This is a genomic window from Candidatus Velamenicoccus archaeovorus, assembly GCF_004102945.1.
GTDB classification, from domain to species: Bacteria; Omnitrophota; Gorgyraeia; order Velamenicoccales; family Velamenicoccaceae; genus Velamenicoccus; species Velamenicoccus archaeovorus.
The window spans coordinates 1,120,109-1,134,245 of the sequence record NZ_CP019384.1; the positions used below are offsets into that span (position 1 = coordinate 1,120,109).

The 14,137-nt window shown below is 52.9% G+C and carries 11 protein-coding genes; 1 reads left to right on the forward strand and 10 read right to left on the reverse strand.

Annotated features, from left to right (window positions below; all coding sequences use genetic code 11):
* Positions 1-9: 9 nt before the first annotated feature.
* Positions 10-1,086: a recombinase RecA gene (gene recA / locus BU251_RS05015; RefSeq protein WP_128699831.1), complete on the reverse strand. Its 1,077-nt coding sequence runs from the start codon at positions 1,084-1,086 to the stop codon at positions 10-12.
* Positions 1,087-1,652: 566 nt separating this feature from the next.
* On the opposite strand from recA, the gene BU251_RS05020 reads away from it, so the two are divergent.
* Positions 1,653-1,970, forward strand: coding sequence for a hypothetical protein (locus tag BU251_RS05020; protein ID WP_128699832.1), 318 nt, complete (start codon positions 1,653-1,655; stop codon positions 1,968-1,970).
* Between the two features lie 195 nt (positions 1,971-2,165).
* Here BU251_RS05020 and BU251_RS05025 read toward each other — a convergent pair whose 3' ends face one another.
* The 9 genes from BU251_RS05025 to amrS all read right to left on the reverse strand — a co-directional run bounded on the left by BU251_RS05025 (position 2,166) and on the right by amrS (position 14,076).
* Positions 2,166-5,087: an SdrD B-like domain-containing protein gene (locus BU251_RS05025; RefSeq protein ID WP_164908874.1), complete on the reverse strand. Its 2,922-nt coding sequence runs from the start codon at positions 5,085-5,087 to the stop codon at positions 2,166-2,168.
* 50 nt (positions 5,088-5,137) lie between these two features.
* Entirely contained in the window at positions 5,138-5,977 is an 840-nt protein-coding gene (locus tag BU251_RS05030) for a fimbrial biogenesis chaperone (protein ID WP_128699835.1), read from the reverse strand.
* Positions 5,978-6,123: 146 nt separating this feature from the next.
* Complete coding sequence (locus tag BU251_RS05035) at positions 6,124-6,864, reverse strand: hypothetical protein (protein WP_128699837.1); 741 nt, start codon at positions 6,862-6,864, stop codon at positions 6,124-6,126.
* A 100-nt stretch (positions 6,865-6,964) separates the two neighbouring features.
* Complete coding sequence (locus tag BU251_RS05040) at positions 6,965-8,410, reverse strand: hypothetical protein (protein ID WP_128699839.1); 1,446 nt, start codon at positions 8,408-8,410, stop codon at positions 6,965-6,967.
* A 160-nt stretch (positions 8,411-8,570) separates the two neighbouring features.
* On the reverse strand, positions 8,571-9,941 hold the full coding sequence (mtaB, locus tag BU251_RS05045) for a tRNA (N(6)-L-threonylcarbamoyladenosine(37)-C(2))-methylthiotransferase MtaB (RefSeq protein WP_164908875.1): 1,371 nt from the start codon (positions 9,939-9,941) through the stop codon (positions 8,571-8,573).
* A complete protein-coding gene (locus BU251_RS05050) occupies positions 9,938-10,684 on the reverse strand; it encodes an RsmE family RNA methyltransferase (RefSeq protein ID WP_128699843.1) in 747 nt (248 codons plus the stop codon). Before BU251_RS05050 ends, mtaB begins: the two co-directional genes overlap by 4 nt.
* An 8-nt stretch (positions 10,685-10,692) precedes the next feature.
* Positions 10,693-11,346: a sulfite exporter TauE/SafE family protein gene (locus BU251_RS05055; protein ID WP_128699845.1), complete on the reverse strand. Its 654-nt coding sequence runs from the start codon at positions 11,344-11,346 to the stop codon at positions 10,693-10,695.
* A 2-nt stretch (positions 11,347-11,348) separates the two neighbouring features.
* A complete protein-coding gene (gene amrB, locus BU251_RS05060) occupies positions 11,349-12,893 on the reverse strand; it encodes an AmmeMemoRadiSam system protein B (protein WP_164908876.1) in 1,545 nt (514 codons plus the stop codon).
* 31 nt (positions 12,894-12,924) lie between these two features.
* Positions 12,925-14,076, reverse strand: a complete 1,152-nt coding sequence (gene amrS / locus BU251_RS05065; protein ID WP_228767779.1) for an AmmeMemoRadiSam system radical SAM enzyme — start codon at positions 14,074-14,076, stop codon at positions 12,925-12,927.
* Positions 14,077-14,137: the final 61 nt, after the last annotated feature.

A 14,137-nucleotide genomic window follows, 5' to 3' on the forward strand; every position in this document is an offset into this window, starting at 1 on the left:
TCCCTGCCGTCATTTCTTCGGCGCAGAGGCCTGCGCCTGGGACTCGGCGACTTTTCTGGCGTGTTCCTGCCGGATCCGCTTGTCGACCTCGGATGCGACCTTGGGATTGGCCTTCAAGAACATCCTGGCCGCATCCCTGCCTTGTCCGAGCTTCTCCTCGCCCATAAGGACCCAGGCGCCTGATTTCTGCAGGATATTAAGATTCACGCCCGTATCGATCAGGTCGGCTTCCTTGGAAATGCCTTCGGCATGCAGGAAATCGATTTCCGTCTCCTTGAACGGCGGAGCCACTTTGTTCTTGACGACCCGGACCCTGACACGGCTGCCGATGACTTCATCCCCGGACTTAAGATAGCTGATACGCCGCAGATCCAGCCGGACAGAAGAGTAAAATTTCAAGGCGCGACCCCCCGTCGTCGTTTCCGGATTGCCGAACATGACGCCGATCTTTTCACGGATCTGATTGATGAAAATGACGCAGGTCTTGGACTTGGAAATTGTGCCTGTCAGCTTGCGCAGCGCCTGCGACATCAAACGCGCCTGCAGCCCCATATGGCTGTCGCCCATATCGCCTTCTATCTCGGCCTTTGGCGTGAGCGCCGCGACCGAATCGATGACGATAAGATCGACGGCATTGGAACGCACGAGGGTCTCGGCGATCTCCAGGGCCTGCTCGCCTGTATCCGGCTGGGAGATCAGCATGTCGTCGAGATTAACGCCGATCTTCTTGGCATACGTAGAATCAAAAGCATGTTCCGCGTCGATAAAAGCGGCTACCCCGCCCTGCTTCTGGACCTGGGCGATGATGCTCAGGGTGAGCGTCGTCTTTCCCGATGCTTCGGGCCCGAATATCTCGATCACGCGGCCCCTGGGGATCCCGCCCACACCTAAAGCCAGGTCCAGAGAGATAGAACCTGTCGGGATGACATCCACGTCCGCCTTGACATCCTCTCCCAGCTTCATAATGGACCCTTTTCCGAACTGTTTCTCGATCTGGCTCAAAGCCAACTCCAGGGCCTTCAGGCGGTTGGAAGACTCCTCTTTTTTCTTCAAATCTTTGTCTTTTCCGGCATCTTTATTGACCATAAAACAGCCTCCTTGGAACATAATTCCGTTGCCGATATCACACAGGGAATGCCTTGTCTGAAAGCATTGCGGTTTTTGAAGATTATCCTTTTCTAACGGGGTTAAATTATACAACCTATCCCATTACAAGTCAATAAGTTTAATACAAAACCAAAGCGTGAAATCATGCCTTCCCATCATTTTGCCATCCCCTTGAAAAACCGCCCCGGATATGGTATATTTACACTAGATTTACAAAGTTCTTTAAAAACTTAAAGGGCAAACTGAGGGAAACCTCAGGACGTCCCGACGTTCCCATAACACTGGGAAGTCGGGACTCCGACCGCAGCAAAAGCTGCGTGCCGGAGCAAAGCCGCGAACCCCGCACAAAACGGGGTAGTCGGGCTGCCGTAATCAAGCGAGGATCCAATTTATGTATCCTCTCTTGGTTCTCGTCAAATTCAAGGAGCCCATTTCTTTGAATGGGCTTTTTTGTTGCCCGCCTCGAACGGCGGCTTCAAGCGTCCACGCCTCGCCAGGGAACATGTTTTCTGACGGGCTTGCCCTTTAAGTGTCCGGGGGGCGCTATGGACGCCAAGAAGTTTGTGGTCATCATGATGGTAACGATGGTCGCAACGCCGTGCCTGGCCGGCCAGACAACGATTTCCGGGACCATGAGCTGCACCATGCCGGAACACGTGGAACTGCAGACGGCCCAGCCGGTTTCTGGAACAACAACCATACAACCGCCTTCTGCCGTCGGGACTGGAAGTTCGTACGACGTCTCCACGCAAAACCGCCCACCAAAGACGGAAGAGATGACGACGGAGGAATCCAGGATCACGAAACAAAACGACCAGGGACAAAAACAAACCGTCACGATCTATACGGTTTGCGCCAAATAAAACATCAAACAAAACCCCAACTACAAAAAACAGGGGTTTCCCCCTCAATTCACTTGAGGGGTTTTTTAAAAAGGGCATTGCCTATAAGGCAATGCCCTTTTGATTACACAGACAGCAAAAAGATTACACGGATTAAAAAACAAACCAGCCGTTTGCCCGTTCTGCGGCGAAACCTAAAACAGGCAGACAAAAAACTCAACGGACAAACGTGGCTGTCACGTTGTATTTTTCCTGTTCTTGAGATGAATCCCTGGGAGAGGCAGGCGGCGTTTCCTGCAGTTCCAGCGGAACATTGAAGACGAATGTCGTGCCCTCGCGAACATCGACTGTCTTACGGATCGGGACTTTGGGTATATACTTGACGGGTACCGACTTCAAGTCGATGGTGATCGCGTGTTCTCCCGGCGCAAATTTGCGGAACATATACGTCCCCTGCAGGTTGGTGGCCGTTTTTGTCGTCCCGTCAAGGACAAGCACGATCCTTTTCAATGTCTCTTCGCCCGCGTCATAACTGCCGTTCTTGTTCTTGTCGTAGAAGACAAGCCCGGATATCTCCATGCGGGTGGCCAAGCCAAAGTCGTAACGTTTGTTGACGCCGTGCACGATATCCACCTTGCGCTCGGCGGAAACAGTCGGATTGTATCCTGGCGGTATAGTCGACAAATCAAGCGAAAGTGTCGCGGTCTTGCCGGACACGCCTTTGAGACGGTAATAGCCGTCGCGGTCGGTCGCGGCGATCTGCTTGCCGTTGACGACGATCTTGGCGCCGGGAACACCCGCCTCCTGCGGTTGTTTGATGCCATCGCCATTGGTGTCATAGAAAACAAAACCGCAGAAACCGCCGACGGACTGCCACCGCAACCCCGTATCCCACAGCAACCGGACACCCCAGCTTAGGTCCACGTCAAAGTGTTTGCCGACCCCTTCGCGCTCTGCCCAGACATTATCGATCCTCAATTTCACAAAGGTCTCATTACCGTCAGACGGCTTGAACCTCAGTTCCACCTCACCCTCCAATCTGTCCTCGCCGCTCAGGAAACTCAACACCGACTCCGTGTTCTGTTCGTCTCGGTAAAACAGCCTCAGGTTCGTAGAAAACGGGGTATCATAAATTTGGTGGTAATAATTCAGCCCGAACTCCTGCGCCGTCGGATAAGCCGTCTCCTTGGTAAAGGTGTTATGCAGATAGTTGACTTCCTGATTATAATAAAAATACACATCGCTCAATAGCCGGAAATTAATGCCGCCCAAGAGGCGGTTGTTATTGAAATTCTGGGCCGGCGAGGTGTAATTCTTGGACTTCCTGTTTTGATACAAAAGATATGTGCTCAGGCGCCGGATCAAAAAGAATTTCTTTCTGAGCATTAACTCCTTGGTTTCCGTCACAGAAGGAGTGTTGGATCCCATTTGGTCGTCCATGATATAACCCGCCTCAAGCTCCGTATGCATGTCCAAAACCCAGTTGATGCGCGTCGTCGAGTTGTAATTCGGCCGGCCGGGATTGTCAGGATTATTGAAGACCTTGTCATGCGTCCCGGAAAACGCATTATAGATGGTCAAGGAATCCGTCGGGCGATAATTGATCGACAAAGTCCCGCTGGTCGACCCTGTCGTAGGAACGCCGCCCAAAAGAGAAGCGAAATTCTTGCTGTTATCCGTCATGTTCAATCCGACCCTCAGCCTGGGAAGAGTGAAAGATGTTTCAGCCGTGTATGAGTTATGCGTCATATCGGAAACCATGCCCGTCCCGAAATCCCATGCGCCCAGGTCGTACTTCATCTGCAGGCCGGCCGTATCGCTTGTCAGCACCGGCTCGTTCCTTTCCGGCCCGTAGGAATGTGCGTAGAAAGTCTTGAAGTTGGCGAAGCGCGACACATCATAACTGATGCCGATACCTTCAAGCCAGGCCCTCTTTGTCTTGGAGAGACCCGCGTCGGGCGTCAGGAAGGTGAAGTCCCCTTTGGGGACAGCACCCCAGAACGCCGAATAGTTGAGCTTCTTCTGGAACATGGGTGCATCCACCTTGACGCCCCTGAGATCCGAGACAGGAAAACCAAAGGTGGTGAACGACGGGCCGTAATCGAACATACGGATATCTATATCTTTGAATTCGTCGAAATGGGCATCTGTCAATCCCATCCTGACGTTGGAAACGCGGTATTGGCCGAGGTTGGTACGATTCCCCTGGACAGAAGTGTCGAACATGCCATAAGGCGTCTCTCCTATCACCGAAGACGTATAGGCCATGGTATGAGAAGTCCTATGAAGATCCCCCACGCCCCGCCCCGTCAAATAAGTATCCCCGGATATCGAATAAGAGAATTTGAAAGATTGCGGCAGGCTTTCCTCGTAAATCTTCTCCTGGGTCTCTTGCGCCATGGCCTCTACAAAACGCCTGGGACCGATTGTGACCTTATAGCTCCTGCGTTCATTATTCTCCCCCCACAAATGCAGGAAACAATTACCGATCTCCTGAGGCTCAAGGAGGACCTCGTCTCTTGCAACCTGTGTCACCTTCAGGATCGCCGGATGTGTCACCAGGAACCTATTGATCACGCCCCCTTTAAGGACAACCGGCTCGTCCACATAAAGCTCGATATCCGAGCTTTCGTAAGCCGTCAGGTCCAAAACCGCAGGACCTGAGGCCATAGCCGCGGGCCCCTCTGCCGCTGTCGACGATCCTACGGTCTTCTTGAAAGAAACGGAGGGACTGGCTGCACCCCCTGTCGTTGCAGACGGCGCGGCAGACGAAGGAAGCCGCATTGTTGTTCCGGCCCGGGAAGCTCCGGAAACAGGAACCGCAAGAGAAGCGCTCTCTGCGGTCTGAGGAGGCATTTTCTGTTCCATGCCGCTCAAATACAGATCGACAAGGTTCTTCTTGCTCACCTGCGTACATGACAATAATCCCTGCCGGCGCATGAGTTCCCTTTCGATCGTTGCAATATATTCCCTGGCAACCTGAGACTCAGGATTGGCCAACAAGGCTTTTTTGAATTCAATAAGGGCTTCGGGGTATTGGTCCTTGTCAAAATACGCCACCCCTTGCTGACAAAGAAGATCGCCAATCTGAGCGGAGACAACGGCGCGCGCGTCGACGGCGAAAAGACCCTGCCCCATGCTTATTAAAATGATTAAAAAAGTATGGAAAATTTTTTTCATCGGGTGCGTCAAGACTTCAGGGTGATGCCGGAAGCGTTTCCCTGGGCATCGATGGTGAAGGAGGCTTCCTGAACCAGAGAACCGCCATTCTGAAAATCCAGCGTGATGAGAATGTCATAAACGCCCTGTTTCAGGTTTACGGAAGAAGCGGTGGAGGTCAATTCAGCTTTATCGCCTGGAAGGGTGAATGTGTCGCCGAACGATCCCCGGACATAGACAAAGCCGCTGTTGTCCAGGACATCGAATGTGCCGGAGGCTGTGATGTCCGTATTGCCGATGTTCACGAAGGCGGCGGACACGATGAAATCGTTGAGTTGCTGCCGGATATCCAGGGAACGGATTTCGGCTTTCTTTTCGACGGTCCCCTCCGCCTCCGCATAAAATAAGGCGCCGATGCGGTTAAGGACCTTCACAAAAGCCGTCGAGCCATCCTCCTGTTTCTGTTCCATCTCCCCACCCTCGGTCTCAAAAAACATAACGGAGAAATGTCCACCCTTGGCATCAGGAGGAATATTGACGGTGTAATGAACAGTCTCCGATTTGCCGGCGGCCAGTTTGAAATCGGCAGGGTAAAATGTAATCCAATTGGAGCACGACAAGGAGGTCGTCCCCTTAGGCATGAAATCTTTGCTGCCGTCCGCCTGGGCATAAACCCAGTCTTCGAGATAAACCTTGATGGAGATCTCCTGTTGCCCCGTATTGTCTACCTTGATCTCGCCGGAGGCATAGCTTCCCGGATTTGCAGAAACCCTGATCTTGGGACTGTCAATGCGGATACCCGCAGCAGCCAGAGAAACAGCGCCGAATAAAAAAATGATGCCTGCGATGATCGATCGGACGAATCTCATGAAAATCCCCATGGGCTTACCCCTGCCTGCCCTGCGGGCGTAGCCCGCGAAGAAAGGGGCGAGCCGGGATAAAACCTGTCTTTAAAAACATACGTCAGGATTCCCCGAGGAGCGCCCCGGGGAATCCTGACTGTGTGTATTTTGCGTTAATTCAGGACCAGCGTAAACGTGATAGTTCCCGTATAACGTCCTGCTGCCTGGTCCGCTCCAACGGCCTTCCAAGACGTATATTCCTGCTTGGTGCCCTGGCCGACAGACCCGTTATAACCGCTGCTGTAATTAAACGGGTATGTCGATCCGGAAGCTGGACCGGAAATAGCGATAATCGCCCGGACGAGCCTTGAGCCGCCGCTCGTATCGCTCTGGTAAACAAGAGAATCCGTATTGCAGGCCGACGTGACCGAACCTACCTGCGCCGTTCCCGGCGGAGCCCCCTGCGACACGCCTCCCAGCTTGTCCTGCCACTGGTAATCAGGAACCAAAAGCACCGATTCCCGCGGAATAGTCGCTCCTCCCGGACCCGTCAACTGCGACCCGGTTTCCGTGATCTTGTACCTGCGACCGGAACTCGCTGCAATCATGAGAACATAATAGAAGTACTCGCCGCGCATATACAGGAACTTCCCCGTATTATCAGTCTGGGGATTCAGTTTTCCAAAATCGAATGACGGCGTCGTCTGAATTGTCCCTTGCGTGAAGGGATCCGTATCACCGTTCGCCACACTCATCTGGACAACCCGTGCCAGACTGAATTCCAGAAAAGACTGCACTGTCGCCGAAGCCGAACCGCTCGGCCCCACAGCCGTTGTCTGCGCCGTCGCCAAAGGCGCAACGTTCAACGCCAGGAACGCGCACACAACTACCCATATGATCGAACCTTTCTTCATGCTCTTCACCTCCCCTCTTTTATTTTTAAATGAACCGCCGCATTCTGCGGCTTGAGTGAAGCCTCCCTGGTCTGAAGACCGGGGCTTCCTCCTGAAAGGATTAATCTAAAACGACGGAATATCCAATCCGCGTATTGTAATTCCCCGCCTTGGATTCCGGCCTCATGGTGAGACGATATTCCACTTTCAGGTGGACGCTCGCCCCAGAAGGCCCAGACGAAAAAATGGTATTCTCACCCTCCTTGACGGGGACAAATTCCTGAATATAAGATTTGGGCACTTCATCGGTCTCCACGTCCTTCACCTTCATGACGAAATCTTCCGCAGGGATCTTATTACCCTGCCCATCGACCATGGGCGACGACACCCTCTGGACGATCGTATAGGGCTTGCCCATATTCGTCTCGACAAAAATCTCATTCTCCGAACTCTTGGGCCCGCTCTTGAAGCTCACATTCCCGAAATTCAATGCAACCCCTTCGGTGTCCTGGGAATAGACATGGATATCAAAGATCGGCGCGATATTGAACTCGACGTCAAGCGTCTTTTTTGCCAGCTCAGGCGACGCATTGACCTGGTCCGATTCGACATAAAGGATCAATCGCCCCCGGTAAAGGCCGGATCTCTCAAGCCGGAAATCACGGCTCGGTTTGTAGGTGATGGTGATCTCGTCTGATGCCCCCTGCGGATTGGAACTATAGACCAGCTGCCTTTGCCGTGCCCCCTTCAAAGTGGCAGGCGCGCTGATCATCCCCTGGCGGCCTCCATCAAACAAGACCGAAACTTTCTCCAGATCAAAATTATAACCGTCAGCCGAAGAGATATCTCCTTCTTCAAGCGCCTGATAAATACGATAAGAAGTCCCCAAGGGGCCATAGACCTTGATATGGACCTGCGGCCAGGTCCCTTCCAGCCCCTCTTTGGTCACCCGCAGATCTTTTGTATCGATCACAAGGCGGTCGGAACCGCTGCTGGTCGCTATTTCGACGGTCGCCGACCCTCCTGCCGCCAACTCCACGTAGACCTGGACGTTAACCACAACCTGCGACAATACCGCATCGACAGGAACCAAGATGAGGCTCATCCGGCCATAGTAAGAACCGGGGATCTGCCCGTTTTTAGGCGTGATGGTATAGACAAGCTGAAAAGAATCGCTTTCACCTGTTGCGTTCGACGTATAAACGAGATCCTGGTACGCATCGACAGGTTCCTCCTGCCGATAAATAAGCGTCCCCCGGGTATTGGATCCCTGCAAGGCGTACATCTGGAACTGGGAGGGATCCAAAGGCTGTCCTTGCGGCGTTGCCAAGGGCTGGGTCATTTGCTGGAAAACACGGTAGGCTTTACCAATGTCGGAATTGACGCGGACCGTCATTTGTCTGGCGAGCTTGAAATCCGTCGGTTGCAGGGTGCCGAACCTTAGATCAAAACCGCCTTCCATCTGGGTGACGGACAGATCAAAGACAGCCTGGGCCGTAGCCGGAACGAAAGAAATGACAGACAAACAAAATGCGGCGCACAGAATATATCTGGAAAATTTTCGCATGGACAGCTTTCTGCAGATGTGAAGCTCCGCCGGACCGGCAACTTCTATTTTTCCGGTGCATGGCGAAATCCTGTACCAAACATTCATCTCCAGGATAATTTAAAACTTTTTAAAACTATTTAGATATATTACCTTAATCGCGCTTTTTGTCAAGAAAGAGTTAGCAATGATCCGGTCTCTTTTTACTGGAGCCCCACAGGCTCGCCCTGGCCTGAGGCCAAGGGCAGGCCCGTGGAATTCTGGCGTAGGGATTAAGACGCCTCGCCGCGGATAGAACGCTCCCATAGACCCCATCTCCATTAAGCCCGAGGATCCGAACCTGCCGGATTTTATTGCGCAATACACCAAGGTGATCCGCAAAAACCTGTATGTATTCCCGGCTATGCCCTGTCCACTCCCTGCCTTCTTTGTATTCAAAGAGGACATCGACGACGCAACCGGTATGATCACGACGCACTTCTTGAGAAAGCTCATCGGCGAACCGCCTGAGCGCTTCGGTGCGTTCTTTCACTGTATCCGGCGCCAGGGGACGGTAGAGTGTTGCCGCCGCCGTTCCCTTGCGCGGGCTAAAAGGAAAAATGTGGACTCGCAGAGGCCGGACGCGGCGCAAAAAAGACAAAGTATTGCGGAAACACGCCTCACTCTCCGTCGGAAAGCCGATGATCATATCGCAGGTCACTCCGGGATCCCCGAGCCGCTGCCTGGCCATGCCCACCACACGCAGGTAATCCGCGACCCTGGAACGCCTATTCATCGAGGACAAAACAGCATCGTCGCCGCTTTGAAAAGGAATATGGAGATGCGGACAGAATTTTCTGGAAGATGCCATCATATCCAAAAGTTGTGGTGTCACGTCATGGGCTTCGATCGAGCTGAGGCGTATCCTCTCCAGCGCATCGATACGGTCCAGGGCCTCCACAAGACGGATAAGGCTGTCTGTACCCCTTGTCTTCTTGCCATAGGACCCGATATTCACACCGGTGAGGACAAGCTCTTTGTGGCCGCGATCAATCAAAGACCTGGCCTGCGCCAAAACAACCCGCAAAGGCACGCTCCGAGAAGGCCCCCTCATCAATGGCACAACGCAATAACTGCAGCGATTATCACATCCATCCTGGATCTTTAAAAAAGCTCTCGTGCGGCCGGCAAACATATGACGGATGGACCTCAAAGGCTTCGCGCCCGGACGCAAGGTGTTGAGCCAATTCTGGAACTGCTTGTCTTCCTCCCTGCTGAAAATCCTGTCGATCCCTTCCATCCTGTCAAGGCGCTGCCGATCATATCCTGCATAACAGCCCGTGACAACAACCTCGCCGGCATAAAGACCCTTGTCACGCAGGGCGCTGCGAATCTCGTGTCGGGATTTCCCTGCCGCCTTCTCCGTAACGCAGCACGTATTAACGATGCGCAGGTCGGCTTTCAAGGCATCCCCAACCTCCATGAATCCCTTCGCCAAGAGATCCCGTCGGGCGCTGTCGGCATCGCACTGGTTCACCTTACAACCAAGGGTTTTGATACAGAATGTCTTCACGATACCGTTCCTTGCATTCCATAGAGCCTGAAGAAAGCCGCGACGGCGATGGCCGCTGTATCCACCCTCAAGACAGAATCCCCCAGACACACGCCTTTAAATCCAACTGCAAAGGCCGCCTGGATCTCTGGCAAAGAAAAATCTCCTTCCGGCCCAATACAAACAAGGATGCGGCCTTTGTGGATCTCTGCCAGCGCCTGCGGCAACGATACTGTGGCTTCAGAAAGATTCGGCAGGCAACACATAACGTAACCGCCGGCCAAACCAATAAGCTGTTCAAAAGTCATCGGGTCGCGAAGGAACGGAAGAAAAAGCACACCGCTCTGCTTGGCGGACGCTTTGATGACGCGCCTGTAGCGCCCCATCTTCTTGCTTACCTGCGCCACCGGCACCAGTGTCCTTTCCGTGACGAGCGGAATGATCTCGTCGACACCCAACTGTGTCGTTTTATCGATCATATCTTCAAAACGGGCGTTTTTAGGCACGGCAACAGCCAAAGACAGGCGCCATCGCTGCCCGTCTCTCTGGCGCCGCGCCAGGGACCTGACCACTTTGAGCCGGGCGCCGTGCTTATCATATCCTTCAAGGACCGTCAGAAAACTCCCTCCATCGCCGTCGCTGATCATGACCTCTTCGCCGGGACGCAGACGCAGGACACGGGTCAGATGATGCACATCATCCGGGTCCGTCAAGCGGACCAGCGGACCCGCGCAATCCTCTTTCGGCACAAAAAATCTGTTCATTGATAATCCTAGGAAGACATGAGAAGATTTATCCCGAGAAAAATAAGGATCCCGCAGCAAAGGACCCTCAAAATCATGAACCAGAATTCAAAACGCCTGGAGAACGCAGCCAGCCAACCCGCGGCCGCGCAAAAAATGATCATAGGGCTGACGACCGTCCCCAGGCCAAAGGCCAGCATATATAAAAATCCCTTGAACCACGTGTCTGAGATCAGCGCGATATAACCCAGAACACCCCACAAAGGCAGACAGGGAAACAAGGCAATGATCAGAGAAAAGATCACTGCGGGACGCACGCCGCTCCCCACGCGCTTGACGGCCCAGGAAGGGCAACAGCCTTTCGTAGGCAATTTCTGCACCAACAGAAGCACGCCGAGCAATATAAGAAAAATGCCGAAGCCTATAAATATCCATTTCAGCCACGGCCCTTCGAAAAAGTTCTGGATGACCCATTGCCCCAGAAGTCCGGCGAGGATGCCGAAGACGGCATAGACGAAAATGCGGGTCAGGGAAAAAACCAGATAGATCTTCAATCCCTGCCCGGGCCCGCTTTGCGTCGCCGAGATATAAGGCACCAGGAACGGCCCGCAGCTCAAAAGACAAGGGCCATATCCCAGGACCAAACCCGTCAAAAACAAACTCCAGACAATCCTGATAACCATGATCAACGAGCGGACTCTTCTTCGGAAAAGACTTCGGCCTGAAATGTGTATATCTTCGTTCCGGGATCCTTGTAACAGTCCGACGGGAGTCCCGCCTTCTGCGAACAAAGCTCGCCCAAAAATGTCTCCAGATTCCAGCCGGTCTCCGTCGCCACCTGAGGTAAAAAGACACCCGAAGAATATCCCCGGCGGACGATGACGCCATCAGTGCCCAGGCGGACCTTCTTCCAGTCGTCGACCAGGGCAGGGTCGGACAACACGGATATCTCTATGGTGATATCTTTCAGTTCCTGCGGCCGCACAGGTGAAAAACGATAATCCTGAGAAGAAGATGCGACGGCCATGCTCTGCACGCTGCGATACAACGGCTCGTCCGAAGAGAATAAACCGATGCAGCCGCGCAGATTGCCGTTTTCCCTTAATGTAACGAAACAACCGCGTTTAAGATTCAATCCCGGGTCTGACTCATGGAAAACAGGCAAAGGCTTGCCTGCCACATGGGCCGCGATCGTCTCCCGGGCTATTTCCAACAATCTCTTCTTATCTGCCTGAGTCAGCATGGAATCTCCTGTGTCATTTTGCGTTGCAGAAACCCCTTGCACCTCTGCGCCTGGCTCGCTTCGAGGGATATCAAGAACGGCGCTGAGATATCCTACGACCCTGTCTTTGCCCCCAGCCGTGTCTCCGGAATTGGCCTGTTTGAGGATAGAACATTTCTTTGCGCCGATCTGCCTGGCATACTCCATGCCCGCGATCAATGGGCGAATGCCGCAAACATTCCAACCGGTATATGCGACCGCATCCCACAACCCTTTGGTGTCGAAATCTTTTAGAAAAGCGGCCGTACGGGCATCATAATCCTCGGCCTCCCTGTATGTCTTGTAGTGCGAAAGGTCCGTGCTGACCACGACCAGCATGTTCCTGCCGGCTGACAGGCCGGCCAGAAGCGAAGCCAGTTTAAGGCATTCATCATAATTCATATCGCCGACCAGGACAGGCAAGATCTTAAAGCCTGGTTTAAGAACAGCTTGCAGAAAAGGAAGTTCGACTTCTATGGAATGTTCCTGTTCAAAATAACTCTCTTCGTCGACGATAAGACCTTTCCCGGATGCCAAAAGGGTCGATGCCGCCGCCGCATCGATATCCAACAATCCCAGCGGAGTCCGAAAATCCCCTTGAGCATAGACCGAGGCCCCATGAAACGGAAAATAATGACTCGGCCCCATGATCACGACGGTCTCGTAAGTCTTCCCTTCGACAGCCTTGAACCCATAGGCGGCCACCGGACCGGAATAGACATATCCGGCATGAGGCACAATAAGAACGGCGGGCTTACCCTCTGTCTTGACGCCTCGGGCATTATCCAGATACAAACGCACATCCGAGGCGAGTTCCCCTGCATCCTTCGGGTAGAACGCACCTGCCACATTCGGTTCCTTGGCATCTTTTGCGAAAACAACTATAGGAATAACCAGACTCCAAGAAACAATAACCAAACAATAACCAATGGCCAAAATCCAATAACCAAACAAATCCTTCTTCAACATTCTCATCTGGTTCTTGGCGATTGAATATTGGTCATTGTTTGGAATTTGTAACTTGGTTATTGGTGATTTCCTCATATTTGTTTCCATTCCACACCCCTTCGATCTTGTTGCCGCAGAAAGCACACTTGCCGTTGACGATATGGATCGCCGTAATGACATAACCGGACCTGTCGATCACCTTGGCCTTGCATTTCGGACAAAACGTATCTTCGCCCTCCGTGCCGGCCACATTGCCGATATAAACATACTGTAATCCTTCCTCCTGGGCGATCTGCCGGGCCTTCTGGAGCGTCGAAACAGGCGTAGGAGACAAATGCACCAGCTGATACATGGGCCAAAAACGGGAGAGATGAAGAGGCGTTTCGGGACCAAGGTTCTCCTTAATCCATCTGCAGAGCTTTCTCGTCTCTTCAGGATCGTCGTTGATCCCCGGGATGATCAGGTGCGTGATCTCAAGCCATACACCTTCACTTTTAAGGATCTTGAGCGTACGCAGGACATCCTGCAGGTTCCCCAGCGTCATCTCCGAATAAAAACGGTCGTTGAACCCTTTGACGTCGATATTGGCCGCATCCAGATAAGGACAAAGCTGACGCAGGGGTTCTTCGTTGATGAACCCGGCCGAATGCATGACATTCTTGATGCCGGCGGCGCGGGCGAGACGCGCAATATCATACATGTATTCATAATAGATGGTCGGCTCCGTATAGGTGTAGGCGATGACGGGCGCGCCGCTCGCCTTGACTTTCCGCACGACCTCCTCGGGAGTCAGGGAAACCGCCTCCACATCTTCAACGGCAGCCTGGGAAATCTGCCAGTTCTGGCAGAATTTGCACTTCAGGTTACAGCCGACCGTCGCCAGGGAAAAGGCTTCGGAGCCGGGCAAAAAATGGAAAAGCGGTTTCTTCTCGATGGGGTCGATATGCAATGAACAGGGTTTTCCGTAGACGAGGCTGTAGAGACGGCCGCCCTGGTTCTCCCTGACGCCGCAAAACCCCCTGTTGCCTTTTGAAATGGTGCAACGGCGGGGACACAATACGCATTGGACGAAGCCGTTCTCAAGCTGATGATAAAAAGAGGCCTCATGAAGATCGCTCTTGGACGACTCCATGGCCGAAAGAGAAAAAGCAGCGACCCACGAAAGACAAAAAATAAGGATATGAGCGGTAAGGCGGGATTTCATATTATGACCATTAGATACTTTGGTGGTGACGTCAAGACATTGCGTCCAGACATTCACAATT